17 protein-coding genes and 1 pseudogene are annotated in these 20,229 nt (G+C 68.1%); 14 read left to right on the top strand and 4 right to left on the bottom strand.

Annotated features, from left to right (window positions below):
* Positions 1–711: 711 nt before the first annotated feature.
* On the top strand, positions 712–2,142 hold the full coding sequence (locus B7L92_RS05690; protein WP_081236382.1) for an endo-1,4-beta-xylanase: 1,431 nt from the start codon (positions 712–714) through the stop codon (positions 2,140–2,142).
* A gap of 315 nt (positions 2,143–2,457) precedes the next feature.
* On the opposite strand, the gene B7L92_RS05685 is transcribed toward B7L92_RS05690, so the two are convergent.
* Positions 2,458–3,987 carry a glycosyltransferase family 39 protein gene (locus B7L92_RS05685; RefSeq protein ID WP_081236381.1) on the bottom strand — a complete coding sequence of 510 codons (1,530 nt, stop codon included), beginning with the start codon at positions 3,985–3,987 and terminating at the stop codon, positions 2,458–2,460.
* Positions 3,988–4,115: 128 nt separating this feature from the next.
* On the opposite strand from B7L92_RS05685, the gene B7L92_RS05680 reads away from it, so the two are divergent.
* The 4 genes from B7L92_RS05680 (at position 4,116) to B7L92_RS05665 (ending at position 8,138) form a co-directional block, all read left to right on the top strand.
* Positions 4,116–4,796 carry a response regulator transcription factor gene (locus B7L92_RS05680; RefSeq protein WP_016823567.1) on the top strand — a complete coding sequence of 227 codons (681 nt, stop codon included), beginning with the start codon at positions 4,116–4,118 and terminating at the stop codon, positions 4,794–4,796.
* Positions 4,783–6,279 (top strand): sensor histidine kinase, encoded by a 1,497-nt coding sequence (locus B7L92_RS05675; protein WP_081236380.1) that lies wholly within the window; start codon positions 4,783–4,785, stop codon positions 6,277–6,279. The genes B7L92_RS05680 and B7L92_RS05675 overlap by 14 nt, the downstream gene beginning before the upstream one ends.
* 840 nt (positions 6,280–7,119) lie before the next feature.
* The gene (locus B7L92_RS05670) at positions 7,120–7,482 is read left to right on the top strand and encodes a hypothetical protein (protein ID WP_081236379.1); all 363 of its coding nucleotides are present in this window, start codon (positions 7,120–7,122) and stop codon (positions 7,480–7,482) included.
* Positions 7,479–8,138, top strand: coding sequence for a nucleotidyl transferase AbiEii/AbiGii toxin family protein (locus tag B7L92_RS05665; protein WP_081236378.1), 660 nt, complete (start codon positions 7,479–7,481; stop codon positions 8,136–8,138). The genes B7L92_RS05670 and B7L92_RS05665 overlap by 4 nt, the downstream gene beginning before the upstream one ends.
* A gap of 111 nt (positions 8,139–8,249) precedes the next feature.
* On the opposite strand, the gene B7L92_RS05660 is transcribed toward B7L92_RS05665, so the two are convergent.
* On the bottom strand, positions 8,250–8,612 hold the full coding sequence (locus B7L92_RS05660; protein ID WP_081236377.1) for a hypothetical protein: 363 nt from the start codon (positions 8,610–8,612) through the stop codon (positions 8,250–8,252).
* 200 nt (positions 8,613–8,812) lie between these two features.
* Here B7L92_RS05660 and B7L92_RS05655 point away from each other — a divergent pair, with 200 nt between their 5' ends.
* The 7 genes from B7L92_RS05655 to B7L92_RS05625 all read left to right on the top strand — a co-directional run bounded on the left by B7L92_RS05655 (position 8,813) and on the right by B7L92_RS05625 (position 17,056).
* Positions 8,813–9,508, top strand: coding sequence for an HNH endonuclease (locus B7L92_RS05655; protein WP_081236376.1), 696 nt, complete (start codon positions 8,813–8,815; stop codon positions 9,506–9,508).
* 250 nt (positions 9,509–9,758) lie between these two features.
* Positions 9,759–11,186, top strand: coding sequence for a hypothetical protein (locus B7L92_RS05650; RefSeq protein WP_143626243.1), 1,428 nt, complete (start codon positions 9,759–9,761; stop codon positions 11,184–11,186).
* A 449-nt stretch (positions 11,187–11,635) separates the two neighbouring features.
* A complete protein-coding gene (locus B7L92_RS41970; RefSeq protein WP_255310768.1) occupies positions 11,636–11,962 on the top strand; it encodes a hypothetical protein in 327 nt (108 codons plus the stop codon).
* Positions 11,963–12,846: 884 nt separating this feature from the next.
* A complete protein-coding gene (locus B7L92_RS05640; RefSeq protein ID WP_081236374.1) occupies positions 12,847–13,164 on the top strand; it encodes a helix-turn-helix domain-containing protein in 318 nt (105 codons plus the stop codon).
* Entirely contained in the window at positions 13,151–13,669 is a 519-nt protein-coding gene (locus tag B7L92_RS05635; protein WP_081236373.1) for an ImmA/IrrE family metallo-endopeptidase, read from the top strand. Before B7L92_RS05640 ends, B7L92_RS05635 begins: the two co-directional genes overlap by 14 nt.
* Positions 13,670–14,315: 646 nt before the next feature.
* Entirely contained in the window at positions 14,316–15,320 is a 1,005-nt protein-coding gene (locus B7L92_RS05630; protein ID WP_081236372.1) for an SMODS domain-containing nucleotidyltransferase, read from the top strand.
* A complete protein-coding gene (locus B7L92_RS05625) occupies positions 15,317–17,056 on the top strand; it encodes a ThiF family adenylyltransferase (RefSeq protein ID WP_081236371.1) in 1,740 nt (579 codons plus the stop codon). Before B7L92_RS05630 ends, B7L92_RS05625 begins: the two co-directional genes overlap by 4 nt.
* A gap of 201 nt (positions 17,057–17,257) precedes the next feature.
* Here B7L92_RS05625 and B7L92_RS05620 read toward each other — a convergent pair whose 3' ends face one another.
* On the bottom strand, positions 17,258–18,391 hold the full coding sequence (locus B7L92_RS05620) for an SAVED domain-containing protein (protein ID WP_255310767.1): 1,134 nt from the start codon (positions 18,389–18,391) through the stop codon (positions 17,258–17,260).
* 1,003 nt (positions 18,392–19,394) lie between these two features.
* Here B7L92_RS05620 and B7L92_RS40540 point away from each other — a divergent pair.
* Together B7L92_RS40540 and B7L92_RS41960 are read left to right on the top strand one after the other, a co-directional pair.
* Positions 19,395–19,583 (top strand): hypothetical protein, encoded by a 189-nt coding sequence (locus B7L92_RS40540; protein WP_159460998.1) that lies wholly within the window; start codon positions 19,395–19,397, stop codon positions 19,581–19,583.
* Positions 19,584–19,648: 65 nt separating this feature from the next.
* Positions 19,649–19,828, top strand: a pseudogene (locus B7L92_RS41960) (transposase); the annotation flags it as partial.
* A gap of 211 nt (positions 19,829–20,039) precedes the next feature.
* Here B7L92_RS41960 and B7L92_RS41955 read toward each other — a convergent pair.
* The coding region (locus B7L92_RS41955; protein ID WP_255310769.1) for a hypothetical protein at positions 20,040–20,229 on the bottom strand (190 nt) is incomplete at its 5' end.

Here is a 20,229-nt window from a genome sequence, read left to right as displayed (position 1 = left end):
GGGCGGGGTGAGGTGCCGCCGATGAACCGCGGAGCGGCAGCCGCGCCGGGGCAGGGACGAGTTCGAAAGTTTCGAAGTGATCCCGGTTCTGTGACGCCACAAGCTAGGAAGGCAGGGCTCTCCGGTCAAGGTCTGCTGCCGATCTGTCCGCAAACAGTTCCTCCCTCCGGGCGTGACGGGCCCTTGCGTCGACGGTGGAACCGCAGGTGGTGTGCGGTGCGGCTCGCCGGTCGAGGGAGCCATCCACCTCCATGCGGCATCGAAAGTTTCGAATGGAGATCGGAAATTTTTTCTGTCGTGAGGGTTGACGAGTCACTGTCAATCCCTCAATCATCCTGTCTGGTAAACCGACCGTAGGACGAAATTTCGAACAGCGCTGGTCCCGGGCAGACCGTGCCGCACCGCAGAGCCGCGCACAGCTGCACGACGGATCCGCGCACCGAAGCACCTGCGCCACCCCGTTTTTCGTCCCGGTGAGGCTCGCACCGACGCACCCTGACCCTCCGTGCAGGCGGAGAGGTGTGCGACGCCGCGTGACGGCCTCCCGGCTGAGCCGCGATGGAGTACCCCGTGCCCGTGTCGAAGGACCGCTGCCGCCCGGCGTACGTCACTCGACGGCCGGCCGGGCCCGTCCCTGCCGGTTGAGATCCTCCCGGGTCCCACGACCGCGGTGTCCGGTGATCCCGTCATTCCTACTTTGGAGGCACAGCCATGGGCTTGTCCGCCCTTCCCAGACCCGCCGTCCGGCGGAAGGTCCGCGTTCTGCTGCTGGCGCTGGTCGCCGGCGTCCTCGGTGTGGTCGCCACCCTGGTCGCGCCGCCGCCCGCTCAGGCCGCCGAGAGCACGCTCGGCGCCGCGGCGGCGCAGAGCGGCCGCTACTTCGGCGTCGCCATCGCCGCGAACAGGCTGAGCGACTCGACGTACGCGACGATCGCGGCCCGGGAGTTCAACTCGGTGACGGCCGAGAACGAGATGAAGATCGACGCCACCCAGCCGCAGCGGGGCCAGTTCAACTTCAGCGCCGCCGACCGCGTCTACAACTGGGCGGTGCAGAACGGCAAGCAGGTGCGCGGCCACACCCTGGCCTGGCACTCCCAGCAGCCCGGCTGGATGCAGAGCCTCAGCGGCAGCGCGCTGCGCCAGGCGATGATCGACCACATCAACGGCGTGATGAGCCACTACAAGGGCAAGATCGCGCAGTGGGACGTCGTGAACGAGGCCTTCGCCGACGGAAGTTCGGGAGCCCGGCGCGACTCCAACCTGCAGCGCACCGGCAACGACTGGATCGAGGTCGCCTTCCGCACCGCGCGCGCCGCCGACCCGTCCGCCAAGCTCTGCTACAACGACTACAACGTCGAGGACTGGACCTGGGCCAAGACCCAGGCCATGTACGCCATGGTGCGGGACTTCAAGCAGCGCGGTGTGCCGATCGACTGCGTCGGCTTCCAGTCGCACTTCAACAGCGGCAGCCCCTACAACAGCAACTTCCGCACCACCCTGCAGAACTTCGCCGCCCTCGGCGTCGACGTGGCCATCACCGAACTCGACATCCAGGGTGCCTCGGCCACGACCTACGCCAACGTGGTCAACGACTGCCTGGCCGTCTCGCGCTGCCTCGGCATCACCGTCTGGGGTGTGCGCGACAGCGACTCCTGGCGATCGGAGCACACGCCGCTGCTGTTCAACAACGACGGCAGCAAGAAGCCCGCGTACACCGCGGTCCTCAACGCACTCAACGGCGGCTCCACCACACCGCCCGCGGACGGCGGAACGATCAAGGGTGTCGGTTCGGGCCGCTGCCTGGACGTGCCCAGCAGCAGCACCACCGACGGCACCCAGGTCCAGCTGTGGGACTGCCACAACGGGACCAACCAGCAGTGGACGTACACCGATGCCGGTGAGCTCAGGGTCTACGGCAACAAGTGCCTGGACGCCGCCGGCACCGGCAACGGCGCCAAGGTCCAGATCTACAGCTGCTGGGGTGGCGACAACCAGAAGTGGCGCCTCAACTCCAACGGATCCATCGTCGGCGTCCAGTCCGGCCTCTGCCTCGACGCAGCCGGGAGCGGCACCGCCAACGGCACCCGGATCCAGCTCTACTCCTGCTCGAACGGCAACAACCAACGCTGGACCCGCGCCTGACGAGGCCCGCACGAAGACATCGCTGATGAGCGCGAGGGTCGCCGCCGTGGTGGCGGCGCCCCTCGCGCTCGGCACGGTCCGGCGGGCGGCGTCACCACGGTCCGGTCCCCGCGGAAGTGCGGTCAGGGAGCCGTCCTCCAGGGGTCCGAAGTGCCGCGTACTCCGTTCAAGTCCAAGATCTGGCATCACGTCCTCGCCCTCTACGGCGTGGACGATCTCGGCGGTGGTGACAGGGCGCCCGCGCCGCAACAGCAGCGCCGCCCGGTCGGGACAGCGTGCCGGCGATGGTGCCGCCCGGGCCGGCACCGGTCGCGGTCACCTCCTCACCCCACCGCTCGCTCCCGGGCTGTTGGATCGAGGACCGTCCTTCGGGGACGGGTCGTGGTCTCGGACGTAGACGGTGACTCGTGCCCCGTTGACGTGCGTCGTTCCGTACGCGCGGAAGTGGCGCCGCAGGGTGCTTGTCTTCGCTTGCTCCCGCGGATCGGTCAGCGAGTGCGCACCCGCCGCGCGGACCACGACGATCCGGTCGAAGTCCAGCATGCGTGCCGCGATTTCCCGGGCGGGAAGCTCGACGCCTGCGAGTGTGTTCGACGAAACGGGGTCCTGTGCCAGGGCCAGATCCGTCAGGAGACGGGTGTCCTCGGGGTCGGCCGCGGTCAGGATCCGGTGTCGGCCGGAGAGGTAGAGCAGACCGTCGCCGGGACGGCCTGCCTCGTGTACGGCGGCGCCGATGGCGGTGGCGTCATCGCTTCGGCTCTGGGGCGTCCTCAGCGACAGGCTCGGTGGGACGAGCGCGGCCAGTACGGCAACCGCCGCGATCCACACGTAGCGGGAAGACCGCTGCTTCCGATGGAAGTGTTCCATCAAGGCGCCCAGCAGCAGGGCGATGCCGATATTGCTGTACAGCACGTACCGGTCGACGAAAAGGGGTTTGACCAGTGAGGCGATCAGCAGCAGAAGGCCCGGGAGCACGAGAATCGGCACGGCCAGCGCGGAGAGCCGTACGGGCCCCCTGCCCCCCAGGGGCGCTCGGGCACACACCAGGCCCACGACCGCAACGACCAGGAAATAGTGAAGCCGCACCGGTCCGCCGATCCAGGACACCTGCTCCGCCTGCCCCGCACTGCGGATCGCCAGGGGCAGCAGCCCGGCCACGACGCCCGCCGCAGCCACACTCCACGCCCTCATCACCGGCCGTGGAACACGGGAGACGACCAGTGTGACGCCGTGTGCGACGAGGGCGAGGACCGCGAACTCATGGAGCAGACAGGCCAGCAGCATGGTGAAGCCGTAGACCGCCCACCGCCACCGGGCGCGATGCGGGACGCTGACCACGAGCGCATAGGTGGCCCAGGCGACCAGGGCACAGACCATGGCGTACGAGCGGCCTTCCTGTGCGTACTTCTGTACCTGGGGAAGGACCGGAAACACCAGCCCGGCCAGCAGCCCGGCACGGGGTCCCGCCAGGCGCAGCGCCAGAAGCCCGACTCCGCTCGCCGCCACGGACATGGCCAGCACGGACGGCAGCCGCAACGTCAGCAGCCCTCCGCCGAACAGACCGAAGATCTCGTGCATCACGGTGTAGTAGAGGGCATGGACCAGATCGACCTGCTGGGCGGTGTGCCATATCTGCGAAAGGTCGCGGTGCGCGAGCTGGTAGGTGACGGACTCGTCCCCCCACAGGGTGTTCTGCCTGCGGATACCCCAGAGCCCCAGAGCGATGGTCAGCGCCAAGGGCGCGATGACGACAACGGCTGTGGCCGGGCTCGGTGATGGTCGACGGGCTGGTACGGGAGGGGAGACCGTCCCGGTCACGGTGGGGGCGCGTTCATCGAGGGACATCGGCGACAGGGCCTTTCAGCAGGGGCGAAGAAACCCCGCCAGCGTGCCCGGACCTCGTTGACCGGCCGCTGACCCAACCTGACCGGCCGATCAGGAAGGCGGGCCGGCACTGTGCCAGGCTGCACCCCATGCGCATCCTGGTGGTCGAAGACGAAGTGGACCTTGCCCACACCCTGCACACCGGTCTGACCGCCGAGGGCTACAGCGTCGACGTCGCCCATGACGGCCGACAGGGACTGTGGATGGCCCGGACCGGCGAATACGCCCTCGTCGTACTGGACCTGATGCTGCCCGGACTCAACGGCTACAAGGTCTGCGCCCAGTTGCGCCGGGAGGGCAACGCGGTCCCCATCCTGGTACTCACCGCCAAGGACGGGGAGTGGGACCAGGCGGAGGCTCTCGACACGGGGGCCGACGACTACCTGGCCAAACCCTTCTCCTACCTGGTGCTCGTCGCACGGCTGCGGGCCCTGGTCAGACGAGCCGCCACGGCCGCCCCGCCCGTCCTCGCCGTGGGCGACCTCTCGTTGGACGTCGCCGGCCGGGTTTGCCGCCGGGCCGGGGTCCGGGTGGAACTCACACCCCGGGAGTTCGCCGTGCTGGAGCTGCTGGCCCGCCGGGCGGGCCAGGCGGTCTCCAAAACGGATCTGCTCTATCACGCGTGGCCCGACGAGGCCCAGGATCCCAACCTGGTGGAGGCGCGCGTCAGCGCCCTCCGCAAGAAGGTGGACGCCGCGTTCCACCGGAAGTCCTTGCAGACCGTACGGGGTACCGGCTACCGGCTGGTGGACGACCGTGAACGCGACTGAGCCGCGACGCCGCTGGTGGCCGCGTTCGGTACGAGCCCGCGCGGCCCTGGCCGCCGCCTCGGCCGCCGCCGTCATCCTGGCCGGCATCGGCTGGTGGGTACACCACGACGTCTACCGCCAGAGCACGCAGATCGCCGAGGAACAAGCCCGGAAAAATCTCTTCGCTCTCGTCGATCAGCTGAAGGAGGGGGTGGTTCCCGGTGGCAGAAGCGCCGTGCCGTACGAGGTCGTCGCGACCGGCCGACGCACCGCTGTCGCTTCCGGCGGAGGCATGGAGGAACTCGATCCCGGCGCCCGCCATGTGCTGCCCGCCCCCTCCGCGCTCTCTGCCCCGTCACCGAATGACGGTGCCGAATGGGGCTATACGATCCGTCCCCTCCGCATACCGGTGCGCCACGACCACGACCCCGAAAACGGATTCGACCTGGCCGGCCGGACCTACCCGGTCCTGTACGCCGATGTCTGGGCCGGTGAACTGGGCAGCGACGAGGCCGCCGCTCTGGGCGTCACCGCCGACGCCACGCTGCGGACCTATGTGGTGCTGCTTCCGGACACGGCCGAGGCGATCACCAGCACCACCGACGGCCTGCTGCTGCGGGCCGGGCTCGTCGGCCTCGTACTGATCGCCGCCGCCGCCTACTTCACCGTCCGCATCGCGTTGCGACCGGTCGAAGCCATCCGCGCCCTCACCGCCTCGGTCACCGCGAGCGATCCCCGCGAACGCGTCACCGTCCCCGCCACGGGACACGAGATCACCGCCCTGGCCACCACCCTCAACACCACCCTCCAACGCCTCGACGACGCCGCCGCCCGGCAGCGCCGCTTCGTCGCGGACGCCGCCCACGAACTGCGCAGCCCCCTCACCACCCTGCTGGCCAGCCTGGAGGTCGCCCTCGCCTACCCGGAACGCACCGACTGGCCCGCCACGGCCACCACCGCCGCACGACAGACCCGCCGCCTCCAGGCCCTCGCCGAAGACCTGCTGCTCCTCGCCCGCCTCGACACCCGCGCCCCCACAGCCGACCCGGAAACCGTCGACCTGACAGCCCTCGCCTCCCGGCTGGCCGAGCAGTACCCCCTTGCCGAACGGCCGCTGACCCTCACCTGCGACAGCACCGCCCCCGCATACGCACGCGGAAACCCCGACGCATACGAACGGCTGCTGCGCAACCTCATCGACAACGCCGCCCGCCACGCCGCACACCGCATCCAGATCACCGTCCGGAACCGGGACGCCTGGGTCGTCCTCACGGTGCACGACGACGGACCGGGTGTGCCCACCGAGGACGCCGAGCGCATCTTCGAACGCTTCGTCCGTCTCGACGACGCCCGCTCCCGCGACCGGGGCGGCAGCGGCCTGGGCCTCGCCATCGCCCGCGACCTGGCCCACCGCCACCGAGGCACCCTCACGCTCGCCCCCCGGACGCTCGGAGCATGCTTCGAGCTACGCGTTCCCCGAGCCCCCACCCCGGACGAGGAATGACGCGCTTCACGGCCGGCGGCAGCCCTTCGGAACCGGAAGACCACCGGATGACCACGCCCACCGTGACTACCGCAGAAACGGTCATCCACCGCACCCGCCGCCCGGCTGAGCCCGGCTGCCGTGAACCTCCACCGCCCGACCCGCGCGCGGCTCGGGGATCACCGCCTCCCGTCACGACGCCCCGGTCGGCCGCAGGCAGGTGGCCTTCTCCCCGGAAAGAACCGATGTTCCTCGTGACCTTCGAGCCCGACGCGTGCCGATGTACAGTGAAGACCGCCCTTGACCTGCACAAAGCAGGCAGGGAGCCGTCTTCCAGGAGTCCAAAGTGCTGCGTACTCTGTTCAAGTCCAAGATCTAGCATTTGGGTATTTGCGCAGGTCAGCTGCATGATCGGGTCGCTCAGGTCAGCAAACGGTCAGCATGGGGCGCGCGAGCGTCCTGACTTGCTGAGCTGGTGGCTGCCACGAGCGGGGGACCTGGACAGAGGTGCCTGGCTCCTGGCTGGGAGGTTCGCTGCGTGACTCGTCAGCTCCTCCGCAGCATGGGCCTCGGCTTCGGCACCTTCGTCATCCCCGACACTGAGACCGGAGCCGACTCCATCAGGGGCGGCTCCGCGTCACCTGCTGCGTCATGATCACCCGCGCCCGCGAGCAGGGCCGGTGCAGGTCGCAGGGCAGCAGGTTGCCGCGCCTCCTGGGGGCTGCACGGGTAGGCCATGATGCGCTGAGCGCCTACTGGGTGAAATGTCCGAGGGAAGGGCGGGCGGCGCCCAACCCCTAGGTACGACACAGGAGCCCCGTATCCGCCCTGCTGTCGACTCCCAGCAGCGATACTGGATGCATGGACACGACGATCACCGCCCCCCGCGCCGAGGTGCTGCGGGACCGCTACCGCAGCCGACTGCCCGAGCGCTTGCAGGAGTTGGCCGGCCCCGTCGAGGGCAACGTGGACCTGCCGCTCCACATCGTCTGGTCCGGGCGGACGAGCTACAGCCTGGACCGTCCGAAGTCACGCATGACGCTCTACCGGACCGTCCTCGCCGAAGGACTGAGTGAGGACCTGGTAGCCCTCCTGCACCACCGGCTGCTCACCGAGCAGTGGCCCGTGCTGCGGCGCTTGATCAGTCCCTACATTCGCGAGGTCTGGGAGGACGCCTTCCCCGAGCTGCTCCGCACCGCTCCGGCCGACCCGACCGCCGCGTGAAGCTCACTCCGCTCCACGAGCGTCTCCTCGCCGACATCCTCGACCTCGGCTCCCCCTACCCTCTGGTCCTCACCGGCGGATACGCCGTGCAGGCCCACGGCCTGGTCGAACGCTTCAGCCGTGACCTCGACGTCGCCACCGAGAACCCCGCTCCGATGCAGGAGATCGTCGCATCACTCACAGCAGGCCTCAGTGCGCGCGGATGGCGGACCACGCACGTCCAGACCGATCCGCTCAGCGGCCGGTTCCTTGTCACCGATCCGGACACCGGCGAGGAGTGCGAGGTCGACGTCCTCAAGGAGGCGTTCTGGGCCCCACCCGCCCAGACCCCCTACGGCCCCGTTCTTTCCCTCGACGACGTGATCGGCACCAAGGTCCGTGCCCTCGCCGACCGCGGCACCGTCCGCGATCTCATCGACGTCCAGGCTGCCTCCCGCCACCGCTCCATCGCCGACCTCGAATCCCTGGGCCGCCGTCGCGCCCACGACGAGTTCAGCCTCGAAGACCTCCGGGACCGGCTCATCGGAGCGGACTGGTACGAGGATGAGGACTACTCGGCTTACGGGCTCACCTCCCGGCAGATCGAAGAACTCAAGGTGTGGGCGCTGGAGTGGGCGGAGGATCTGGGTGCGCGGATCCATGACGAGAACGCCTGAGAGGCGGTCATCGCGTCCGTCCCCTCTACCGCCGTTGCAACGAGAGGATGCGGTGTAGCCGGCAGGTTCCAACCCGGAGCCGTCCACGGTGGTGGCTGCCCTGCAGTGGACTCACGACGAAACCGGGCTGCGGTAACGGTCAAGCACTGCATCCCGCTCCCACTCCCAGGTCCAGTCCGGGTCCCGACGGTGGAACTCGGTAACGGCCAGCTCGAAGAATTGGTCGGAAGGCCTCCGGCTGGATCCATTGACTACCAGTGCTGACAGCATCGGCTCGGGACCGGTGCTGTCCCTGCGGCAGACGTCTGCCAGCAGAAGCGACATCATCCGGCTGTGGTAGTGCACCCGGTGCTCCGGTCCTACGGCCTCGCTCAGCGCCTTGTAAGTGTCGGTCCGGCCCTCTCGGGCCCACCCCTTCAGAATCGCTACCATGGCGTCCCGGGCAGCCATGTAGTCCGCATCTCCATACTTCATGTGAGCCCCTCCAGCCGACTGGAGCGACACGGTATCCAGTCGGGGCGGTGCTGAGGTTGAATCTGGAGAAGTTGCCCGCGCGCCGCCTCGGACGCGGGGGAGCGGGGGGACGTCCACCTCGACGTCCGACTCGCCCTTCGATTGTCAGTGTCGCCTCCTACGATCGCCGTTGATCAGCCTGCAGCAACGGAGGGGGGGCAATGGACAAGATCCGTCGCGGCGAGCGGGGCAAGCAGAAGACCTGGCAGTGGCTCGTGGTCCTGACGGCGCATCGGGGCCTGTGTGTCTACTGCGGTCGTTCCGCGGCCACCACGATTGACCACGAGAAGCCCATCGCCGATACCGGAGCAGACGTCTGGTGGAACTTCGTTCCAGCCTGCGAAGACTGCAATCGCTGGAAGAAGGGCCGTACCGCGCGCCGCTGGGTGGTCGACATGGATCTCCATCACAGGTATCCGAAGGCAGGCTTCGCAACTCGAGGTATGCCCCCCAGGGTGTACGCCGGCATCACAAGACGTGTGGAGCGTGTGCAGCGAGAGATAGCCGACATGGACCGGCGCGAGTGGTTCCAGTTGCACTACGGAAGTGAGAAGCACCGGAACAAGGCTGAGCTGTTCGAGATCCTCGATCGCTGCAAGGCGGAGCTGCGAGGCTACCCCCACCATCCTTGGCGGACGCCGAAACTGAGGACTTCGCGGACTGTCTGTACGCGCCTGATCTGCTGCGGTTACCAGCATCCCAAGGCAAAGCATTTGGTCGCTTTCCTGGAACCCGAGGAGCGCGCTGCCTTCAAGCGAGCTGTGTTCAACGAGCGCGTCCATGAGGGCGACGTGCTCGGTCGGCTCATCCGTGAGTACCTGGCTGCCAGGGAGCGCGATCGCCATGGCATGGCGTAGCCGCAAGGGAGGGGCACAACCCGCTTCGGGCTCCAGCCGGTCGAGGGCGTGCCCGTCGCTTTCCATCGCACTCGACGGTTTCGTGTGAGTAAGCTGTGAAAGCCAGGTCCGGACTCCCGGCAGCACCGGGGGAACCAGCCGAGCGCACTAGTCTTTACCGTCCGGAGGCGCGTAAGCAGCGTGCCCACCAGCGGAGCTCCACCCGCTTGCACGCACACTTTCCGTGCACCCGTCGTTCGGAGTCCTCCGCATGTCTGTTCAGCCGACCCTGGCCGCGCTCCGCGGCTTCCACTGCGAGCACACCCCCAGCAAGAGCCGCGTCCTCGCTCTCGTCCACCACCGAGAAGGCCCTGCCTCACTGCAGGCTGTTCTCACCTGCCGGCAACCCGAGCTCGCGCAGCAGGCAGTGCGCATCCTCCAGCAGGCCATCCGCTCTTCCTCGGTCGCTTGGGAACCCGAACTGCTGGAGAATCTGTGTGCCCAGCTGCCGGATGCTCCGGCTTCATCCCTCCGTAGCGCCGTACGGCACGCGCTCGCGGGCGTCTGGCCCATGCTTCCCGGCAGCTTCCTGAAGTGGGAGCAGATCGCCGATGACGTCGACGAAGACGGGGACGAAGGCAGTGACGCCGACGGGGACACCCGCGCCCTGCGCACCGCGAAGGACGCACGCCTCATGGACCTGACAGGCACGGTCGTCCGAGTAGCAACGCTCCGCGAGTTCCACGTACATGACGAGCAGGCCGTGCTGAAGGCAGCCAGGGGCGCGGGCTGGGAGCCCCTGCCGAATGAGGACCTTAAGGACGGCGACCCACAGGATGTTGTCGGTGCCGTGATGTGGCTTGGGGAGTCCGACCGCGAGATTGAGGGTGCAGACACGGTCAAGGATGCCTCCCAGGGCCTGAAGTTGCGTACCGAGAATGGGCACGAGCTTGCCAACTGGAGCGAGGAACCGGTGGTCGTCGACTTCGGTGTGGGCTGGCGGCACAAGGCTGCTGTCCGCCGAGGCGAACCGACGGGGCCGTCTGCCGAGGAGAAGGCCCCCGACTTCGCGGCGCTGTTCCCGGTGGAGGTGCCGCACTGTGACGATCTGGAATGCGAGAACGAGCAGTGCCAATGGCAGCTCACCCCCCGAACCGCCGACGCCCTCTACGCGGAGTTGTGTGTGCTCGCCGACCAGGCGTATGACGACAGCGAGGAACTCGGCGACCGGACCGTGGTGCCTGACGAGTACGACGGCACTTGGGGGGTGTTCGCCTGTCTCCCGAAACTGACCTTCGCGGCCGACCTCCAGTGGCGCCGCAGGTTCGCCCGAGCCGCTGACGACCTCGCCAGTGACCTCGAACGCGGGCAGTGGCCCGAGCCCACCTGCACGGCCGAGGAGCTTGTCCTTCATCTCGCCATTCGTGACGCGGCCGATCATGAGGTTGAAGGCGATGCTGCTGGTGACCACAGGAAGCTGCCCAGCCACCGTGACGACTACGACTTCGGCATGTGCTCCGAAGTGTTCTTCCAGGACACCGACGTGCTGATGCTCTACAACGCTCGCTTCGATGGGATCGAGGACCCGGACGGCGAGACGAATCAGCACATGGGCATCGGCGATCTCCGTGTCGCAGCCTGGTTCGAACCGTTCCTGAACGTCCAAGCGCGAGACCCCCACCGCGGGTTCCGCCGCTGACTTGCAGGCAGTACCGCAGCCGAGTCTGACCGAGCCGCCCCGGGTCTTGGGCTTGAACGGATGGTTCATCGACGGCCCGACAGCTCGCCCGCGGCATGGGGTCCTTCTCCAAGGCCTGCGGCTGCGCGAAGCTCACCCGCTGTTCCCACCCGTCCTCGACCCGTTTCCGGGACGCGCTCGGCAAGCAGCGCGACGAGTCTTGAATACGACACGCAGGACGATGGGATCGAACGCCTCACGCAGCTTTCTGCGGAGAAGAAGACCACGACGCTGTCGGTGGCGGCGGCCCGTCGGCAACTTGGGCAGCTGACGGTCGAGGAGTACGCCAAGCAGTGGCGCCTCCGCTAGCGCAGGATGACGGACTATTTCACCGGCTGGCACGTCGACAGCTCGATCAACGTGCACATCGTCCCGCGCCTGCGATCACGGAGCTGAACTCGGTCACGCCGATGGTGGTCGAGTGGTTCCTGGACGAGATGGAGAGTGACAGGGTCGGCCGGGGAAACCAGGTGAGCATATTCCGGGTCCTCAAGACGATTCTTCGGGAGGCGTACGCCAGGGGGGCCAAGGCGTCGCTGCTGTTCTTCGGCATGTTCGTGATCATGCTGTACGTGGCGACCGAGCGGACCAGGGACCCGGCAGCGCTCTACGTCGACCAGGTGGAGGACTACGGACTCCACATTGTTGGCGTTCACCGCCCGCGTCTCACCGTTGCGCAGGCCGCACCCCGCCATTTTGACGATCTCCAGAGCCAAGTCCTCGTCGGCGACCGTTAGCGCCTTCTTCACGTAGGCGGGCGACGGAATGGCCACCTGCTCCGGACGTATTCGGGTTCAGGGCGCAGGACGTGTACCGGGTGCGTGAGCGATCCATTTCAACACGCTGAAGCAGGCGAAGCTGAAGCACCGCAAGGTGGGGCAGTTCCGGGAGGTGCCCTTGCCGCGATCGGTCCGCGAGGCGATCGAGCGGTACGAGGAGAAGCACGGCACCACGAAGGGCGGCTACTTCACCGAACGCATGGAGCGGCGGCGGGTGAGGAAGCTCTTCGCGGACCTCCCGCCGGGGGAGGGGGTCGGGATGTACGGCTTCCGGCGCTACTTCGCCTCGAACGCCTCAGGAACGGCATACCCATCACCGACGTCGCGGAATGGATGGGGCACAAGTCCATCGAGAAGACGTACCAGACCTACCGGCACCTGATGCCGGGCAGCATCACCAAGGCCGCCCGGATCCTGGACGCCGGCCTCTGGGAAGCAGCTTGATTTCTGGGTTTGAGGGAACAGCAGGTGCTTCGTCCGCTGGTGGTACAGCGGGGGTGCCCATGCTGACCTGGCAAGACGGCAGCCGGTGTGGCCTCCTGGCGTGAGCTGGTCCGGATCTTGGTGCGCGCTGGCCATCGCAGGGCCCACCCGGCGGGGATAGAAGTGCGCTGGCGCGCCGCATGGCTGTACTCCTGCCCCGGTAGGCGATCGACAGTGCTTTTGTCACCGCAGGCACTGTGGCCTTCTGTCGAGTGACGGCATCCCGACATGCCCAGGCAAACCGCGCGGTCCGGCCAGGTGAAGCAGGCCGGTCCGGTCAGCGTGTCACCGCCCAGGGCTGGTCGGGTGCAGGGCAGGGAACTAAGTTGTCAGCGAGACTGGCAGCGCTTGGGGGAAATGTGGACGAGCGGGAGTTCAACGAGACTGTTGCCCGGCTGATCCGTGAGGCACGGATGCGTGCCGGGGTGACGCAGGAGTACGTAGGGCGTCAGGCAGGGCTGACGCGCGGTTCGATCACGAACATCGAGTCCGGAACCCAGACCCCGCCTCTTTACCGGCTTGCCTTGATTGCCGCAGCGGTCAACGCGGACCCTGCCGACCTGCTTCCCTCGCTCCACTTGGACGAAGCGTCCGGACTTGCCGCGCGGCATGCTGCCGATGTTGCCGCGGTGTGGGCGCAGGCCTCGAAGAGGAGGGATGTCCGTGGCGAAGGCTGACCTGGCGGCCCGCGGGCTGCTGCGGGAATTCCGGATCGACGCCCCGCCGGTCGACCCCTTCGCCCTGGCCGAGCACCTCGGCGTCCTGGTCGTCCCGCAGCACATGGACGACGACGTCTCTGGCATGCTCTTGCGTAAGGACGGGGCCTGCGTCATCGGCGTCAACCAGGCGCACTCCTTCGAACGGCGGCGCTTCACGGTGGCGCACGAACTGGGGCACCTGCGCCTGCACGAAGGACGCCCGCTTATTCTGGACACCGACGCGCGCGTGAACTACCGCAACGCGGTCTCGAGCATGGCCACGGACCGCGAGGAGATCGACGCCAACCGATTCGCCGCGGCGCTGCTGGCTCCGGAGGACATGGTCCGCCGGGCGGCACAGCACATCAGCTTCCGCACGACGGACGACCTCGTGCGGGTCCTGGCCAAGCGTTTCCAGTTGAGTGAGATGGCCATGACCTACCGCCTGATGAACCTCGGTATCCTCTCCGGCCCTGCTCACTGACACTACCTAGACTCGGCCGCCGGCCCAACCCTCTGCCGCGCGCTGCGCTCCTGGCGCCGCCATGCCGCTTGGGAGTCGTGCCCCTCTCGCCTCTCCCGCCCCAGTTTGCCAAAGGCTGAGGGGGAGGAGCCGAACCAACCACTGTGTGGCCCATACTGAAGGGAGGTCAGTCAGGTTGACCTTCAAAAAACGTCTTGCGTGAGTGTCGCTGTGTGTGGTGTACTTGTTACCGCAGAGAGTGACCGGTCTCTGTGCATAACGGGTGGCCCCTGCTCGGCGTGAGGCTGACGGGACAACCCACCCCCGGGCGGTACCGCGTACGCGTGCCTGGCCACGATGGCCGGCATCGTCCACCGGACCGCACCGGCTCCGCTCGATGGCCAGCCGTCACCCAAGGTCATCCGCTGATGCTGTGCATCGGCCGACCCTCTGCCCAGTGCCATGGCCGGCCCCCTCCGTGAGCCCACACCAGGCCCCTCGCGCAAGCACACCCATGTGTGCACCCCTGTGCCCCATCGCGGGCAAGCCCACATGCCTTCGCGGTCCCTTCATGCCCTATGCCGCCACGTCTCCCCTCGGCATGCCCCCACACCCATTTCGTCACCCTGAGCCCTCAGCCGGCTCGCCGCAGAAAGGAACCCTCGCCATGCAGTGCCGCAAGAACTTCGACACCTTCCTCAAGAACACCGTGAACCTCAGCCAGGCCAAGCTCACCCTCCTCGACGTACGCGTCGAGGCCATCTACAAGGCCCTCAAGGCCGACTCCGAACTCGGCTCGCTCGTCCGCGGCAAGAAGCCTCAGGGCTCCTGGGCGCAGCGCACCATCATCAACCCCGTCGGCGACAGTGAGTTCGACGCCGACTTCATGCTCCACCTCACCGAGCACACCGAGTGGACCGACAGCCCCAAGACCTACATCGACAAGGTCTACGCCGCGCTCCACCGTCACAGCATCTACGGCGCCATGCCTCACACCCGCAAGTGCCGCTGCGTGCAGCTCAGCTACGCCAACTCCATGCACGTCGACATCGTCCCCTACCTTCAGCTGGCCGACGGCCGCGAGGTGATCGTCAACCGCGACGCCAACACCTGGGAGCAGACCAACCCGGCCGGGTTTACCGCCTGGATGCAGATGAAGGACGGCATCGCCAACAACAACCTGCGCAAGGTCATCCGCCTGATGAAGTACCTGCGCAACCACCGCGGCTCCTTCACCGGCACCCGCTCCATCATCCTCACCACCCTGCTCGGCGAACGCGTCGAGGAGATCAAGAAGCTCATGGATCCCGGCTGCTACAGCGACGTGCCCACCACCTTGCTCACCATCGTCGAGGACCTCGACCGATGGCTGCAGGAGCGCCCCTACAAGCCCTCCATCGCCGACCCTTCCGGATCGGGCGTCACCTTCGACCACCGCTGGGACCAGACGACCTACAGCTACTTCCGGGCCCGCATCCACGCCCACGCCCGCGAGATCCGCGAAGCCTACGACGAGCCGGACTACGACCGCAGCGTGCGGCTGTGGCGCAAGCTGTTCGGCGACGCCTTCCCCGACCAGCCGCGTGCCGCCGCCTCCCTCACACCCACGGGGGCCAAGTTCGCCACCCCGCTGCTCATCACCACGACCTCCCGCACCGGACGTGCCGGATGACTAAGCACAAGTCGCCCGCAGCTCGCCCCAGCCTCTCCCAGCGTCGCCTCCTGGAGGAGCTCACCGCGCTGGCAGCCGCGCACGAGCCGGACCTGCGCATCACCGGCCGCCCGCGTACCGACACTGACGGCCTGGTCACCATCCCCATCAGCGTCTGCACCGGCGGCACGCCACGTGCTCCAGGAGGACTGCAGCTCAAGGAGAGTGAGGACTTCCTCCTCACTCTGCCCGCCACCCCGATGATGCCGCCCCAGGTGCGCACCCCCCACATTCGGTTCGCTGGCACCCCGCACGTCCTGCAGGGTGATCGACTGTGCCTCTACCTCGACCCGGCTCGCGAATGGGACCCCGCTGCCGGAATCGCCCCCGTCATCAACCGCCTGTGGCAGTGGCTCACCGACGCCGCAGCCGGCAGGTTCGATCCCGCCACCGCGCTCTACCACCCCGTCGGCGGTGTCCTGCACCACACCCCGGGCACTCCCACCGTCGTCGTACGAGAACCTGTCTCCCACCGGTCGGCCATGGCATGGCTCACCCAGCGCACCACCGACCGGCTCGACCTGACCAGCGCCCCCGCAGGTTCCAACAGCCACCGCACCCCGATCCTGTCGGCGGACGCGCTGCCCCTGGGCGCGGGCAGCACTCTGGCCCAACTCCTCACCCTCACCCACTCCGCCACTGCCCACACCCCGCAACCGGCCGACGCCCCATCCCCGGCGCTGTTGACCGCACTCGCCGCCAGCGCCCTGCGTAACCCCGAAGGCACCGCCCAGTACTTCGTCCTGGCCGTCCGACACCCCGCCACATCCGCAGCGTCCCCCTTCCTCCTCGCCGGCCGCCTGCCGCCTCAGGCCGGCGACACGCTGCGCCGCCTCGCACGGCGCGCGGCCCCCAGCCGCCTGGGCAGCCTGCCCGAGGGCTTAGCCCACGCCCCCATCGCATGGTGCTACCTCTCGGACGAACGCGCCGAAGTCACTACCCGCCGTGACACCCTCCGCCCCGTCCGCGCCTTCCAGGACTGTCACATCCACATCTGGGGCTGCGGCGGCATAGGCTCCTGGGCAGCCGAGATGGTGACCCGGGCCGGCGCCTCACATCTCACCCTCAGCGACCCCGGCCGTGTCACCGGTGGCCTGCTGGTGCGGCAGAACTACGCCGAACACCACATCGGCATGACCAAGGCGACAGCACTGGCCTCCCACCTGCGGACCCTCCGCGACGACATCCGCATCGACATCGCCACCCCGCCCCCCGACTCCGCCCTCCTGACCGCCGCGGACCAAGCCGACCTCATCATCGACGCCACCGTCAGCATCACCGCCGGACGCTTCCTCGACCTCCTCGCCCAGCAGCCCCACCGCAAAGCCGTCCTGGCTCAGCTCGCCACGGACAGCCTCACCGCTAGCCTGGGAATCCTCACCATCGCCGCCCCCGGCACCCACACCCCTCTGTCCACCATCGATCACACCGCTGGCGGCCACGTCCTTAACGCCCCGAACCTCGAGGCGTACCACGCACTGTGGGCCGAACCCGCCCCGGACGACGAACTGCGCCCCACAAGAGGCTGCTCCACTCCCACATTCCACGGCTCGGCCGCCGACCTGATGGCAACCACCGCCACCCTGGTCACCCTGCTGGGCATCCAGATGCGCCACCCTGTATCCGGGACGCACCTGTGCGCCCAGCCTCACACCGGGACAGCCCCGGCACACTGCTTCATCCCTCACAGTGAGTAGGGAGCACTCCCCGCGTCTCTGGACTTGCAGCCCTGCATCCCCGGCAGGGCCGCAAGCCCCTTGAGGTTGCCGGGCGTCGGCAAGACCCGCACCCCCAGCGCCGCTCCGGCAGAACTCGGCATACCTGGCCGCGGCTACACACCTCCAAGCCCTGATGAGAAGGCGCTCCACGGCGCCGGACGGCGGGCCGCCGTGAGCAGCTCAGCCGGGAACCTGCCCCACCTCCAAGGTGGGCAAGTAGCTGCCCGCCAAGCGCTCGTAAATCACGAGCTGCGGGTGCACCTGCGGATGGTGAGCACGGCCCAGGGCGATAGCCGCGGAGAGGGGAACGGCAGGCAGGACATGCAGGCGGCGCAACGACTTAGCCTCCCTTTCCAGCCGCGCGAGAAGCGTCCGTAGCGTTTCCTCCAGCTGTCGCAGGGACGCCCGGCACCGCAGTATGTCCGGACCGGCCTGCGTGCCCACCGGGCTGACCTCGTAGCGGCGCAGCATCGAAAGCTCCCGCGGAACCTCAGAAGGGGCGATGATCCCGGAGATGTTCACCACGACGACAGCCTCGACCCCGTCCGGCCCGGCCTGAACCGGATGCGCGGCGAACTCGGTGACCGAGCTGCTCTCGGCAGGCCACGCCCAGGACTGCTCGTACCGGTGACGTTGGTAGATGTCCGTCGGCACGGTGTCGTCCAAGAGCGACCCGAGATAGACCAGCAATGGCAGACGCGCGAATCCGAACACGCTCACGTGCTGCACGGATTCCCGCTCTATCCCTGGTCGCAGCCGGTTGCGGACCACGTCATCGATGATCTTGGTCGCCTGCCGATAGTAGTGACGGCTGGCCTCGGCGGCAGATTCCGCGTCCCAGGCAGCGGCTGCCTGCTCGCCGGGAGTGTGCCGCAGATCTATCTCCACACCGTGCCGGGTGTAGGACTCCAGGTACAAAGGAAACCGGCGGGCTGCCGTCACAGCGTCCGCAGCGGTCTCCCGCGACAGCTCGACCGCATTTCCGTGCACCGACCCCACCATCCGCACCACCGTGGTGGCCCTCTCCGGCCCCAGCGCGGTCAGGTGCCTGACACGGTCTTCATGCTCCTGCTTCACACGGCGCAGCCACTCGACGGTGAAGACGTCCAGCGCGGCCTTCGCATCGATCTCCATATGTTGCTGGGCACACAGCAGCATCAGATTGTCCGCCTCATCCCGCAACGCCTTCTCCAACAGATCCCCGCCGCGCGGCGAGCGGGGATCAATGCTCTGCCCGACGATGTGCGCGACCTCCCCCAAAGGAAGCGTCCGTCCCGACATCGCCCCCTCCAACAGGTACGCGTTGCACAGCATGCACCTGCCTCCACTGCGCACCCACACGGCGAGAACCGTCTTGGATGAAAGACGGCTCCGTTTCCCGCCGCTCCCGCTCATCAGCACTGCCTCCTCTTCGTGACAGACCAGACGCTAGACGACATCTCCCCTGACACCAGGGGGATTTGACAAAGCGCGGCGCACCCTAGAAGTGCGGCTCCGCACGAGGACGTGTCCGTCGCGGACCGATACGCGCCCATAGTGGGCGTCGTCGGAAGCCTCAGCAGAGCTGTCGGCATATCCAGCCCCCGCTGCACCTGCGAGTCATACGGCCGGCTGGATGCCAGCTGCGCCTCGACTTCACCGGGGCCCGGAGTGTCGGTCCTCATCGCGTCGGCGGCGCTCATGGTGCCAGCGGTCTGGCGTCCCGGGCATCTGGGTTCCGCTTTCCCGGCGACGGTGCGGGGCCTGGTGGCGCTCGTCTCGTCGTCGCCTGGATCTGCGTCCTGGTTGCTTTCGTGGTCGCGTTCCATGCCGACAACCTCGTGGAGGACGAGGCGGCGCTGGACTTCCCGGGTGGGGAGACAGCGGCTTGGGCCGACTACGTGTACTTCGCCCCGTCAGCATGACGACGTTCAGTACGACGGACATCACGGTGATGTCGTGGGAGAGGTGCCGGACGGTGGCGGCCAACGCGACCATCGGGTTCGTCTTCAACACGGTGATCGTGTCGTGGCAGGCATGGTCGAGGCGCTCGACAGTGGGCAGGGTGCTGCCTGACAGGTGCCGTCGGTCCTCGGACGCTTGTGGGGCTGTGACCGGATCGCACGCGCCGTGCGGGGCGAGTCGGCCACAGCCCCTCCTGCTCAGGGGGTGAGCATGAGGCGGATCGGGTCTCCGATCTTCTTCTCCACTCGGGCAACGGCGTCCGCGGCTTCGGCCAGGGGGACGTGGGCGCTGAGGAGGGGCCGAGGTCGATCCGTCCGGCCGCGGCCAGTCCGACGAGCTGTTCCACGTGCTCCGGCTCGGAACCATAGTGTCCGTGGATCTGCAGGACGTTGAAGCAGAAGTCGATGCTGTGGGCGACGGTGACCGGCTCCCTGGTGAGGTCGGCGAGCACCAGGACGCCGTTCGGGCCGAGCACGGTGGTGGCCTGGGCGCGGGCCGCTCCGACGCCGGCGAAGTCGAAGGCGACGTCGATGCCTCGGCCCGCCGTGGCCTCGCGCACTGAGCCGCTCCGGGATCGGTGGAGGCTCTGATGTGCCCCGCGTCTGGTGAAGTCACCTTGCTGGACAGATGATGCTCCAGACACTCAAGGAGGCTTCTGTGCCCCGTGGTTACCCGGCCGAGTTCCGGCGCAAGGTCCTCGATCTCGTCGAAGCCGGCCAGCCTGCCCGGCAGGTTGCCCACGACCTCGACATCAGCGAGCAGACGATCTATGTCTGGCGCCATCAGCACCTCATCGACACCGGACGGCTGCCGGGGCCGACCAGCGAGGACCAGGCCGAGCTGGTGGCCGCACGAAGGCGGATCGCCGAATCCTGCGGCAACGACCGCGGCCGCCGCCGGCCCGCGGTGAAACCGAGGGGCGGAAGTGGTCACGGCGCTGCTGCCGCGTGTGGGTCTCCCGGCCCGGGCGGTGGCCCCTGCGGCGCCGCACTGGTGACCATGGCGGCCGCCGCCTGCGTCATGAGGCCGAGGGCGGCGCGGGGACGGGGTGCTGTTCCTGGGCTCCGACCTGCTGGTCGGGCCCGGCGCGGCCGGAGCAGAGTTCACCAGCCGTCAGCTCCTGGTGATGGCCACCTGCGTGGTCGCTCAGTTCCCCCTCGTCGACGCGTGCGTTCGCGCCCCTGCGGCGCAGGGGACGGCGCACCTCA

The sequence above is a fragment of the Streptomyces viridosporus genome (genome assembly GCF_002078235.1).
Lineage (GTDB): Bacteria > Actinomycetota > Actinomycetes > Streptomycetales > Streptomycetaceae > Streptomyces > Streptomyces viridosporus.
Note: the sequence above shows the minus strand (reverse complement) of the source record. Positions and strands in the feature narration are given on the sequence as shown.

Excerpts from the sequence above, each read along its gene's own strand:
- B7L92_RS05660 (WP_081236377.1), bottom strand. The coding sequence starts at position 8,612 with ATGAAGTATGGAGATGCGGACTACATGGCTGCCCGGGACGCCATGGTA.
- B7L92_RS05685 (WP_081236381.1), bottom strand. The coding sequence starts at position 3,987 with ATGTCCCTCGATGAACGCGCCCCCACCGTGACCGGGACGGTCTCCCCT.
- B7L92_RS05650 (WP_143626243.1), top strand. The coding sequence starts at position 9,759 with ATGTCTGTTCAGCCGACCCTGGCCGCGCTCCGCGGCTTCCACTGCGAG.
- B7L92_RS05625 (WP_081236371.1), top strand. The coding sequence starts at position 15,317 with ATGACTAAGCACAAGTCGCCCGCAGCTCGCCCCAGCCTCTCCCAGCGT.
- B7L92_RS41970 (WP_255310768.1), top strand. The coding sequence starts at position 11,636 with ATGGTGGTCGAGTGGTTCCTGGACGAGATGGAGAGTGACAGGGTCGGC.
- B7L92_RS05680 (WP_016823567.1), top strand. The coding sequence starts at position 4,116 with ATGCGCATCCTGGTGGTCGAAGACGAAGTGGACCTTGCCCACACCCTG.
- B7L92_RS05670 (WP_081236379.1), top strand. The coding sequence starts at position 7,120 with ATGGACACGACGATCACCGCCCCCCGCGCCGAGGTGCTGCGGGACCGC.
- B7L92_RS05620 (WP_255310767.1), bottom strand. The coding sequence starts at position 18,391 with ATGCTGTGCAACGCGTACCTGTTGGAGGGGGCGATGTCGGGACGGACG.
- B7L92_RS05630 (WP_081236372.1), top strand. The coding sequence starts at position 14,316 with ATGCAGTGCCGCAAGAACTTCGACACCTTCCTCAAGAACACCGTGAAC.
- B7L92_RS05655 (WP_081236376.1), top strand. The coding sequence starts at position 8,813 with ATGGACAAGATCCGTCGCGGCGAGCGGGGCAAGCAGAAGACCTGGCAG.
- B7L92_RS05690 (WP_081236382.1), top strand. The coding sequence starts at position 712 with ATGGGCTTGTCCGCCCTTCCCAGACCCGCCGTCCGGCGGAAGGTCCGC.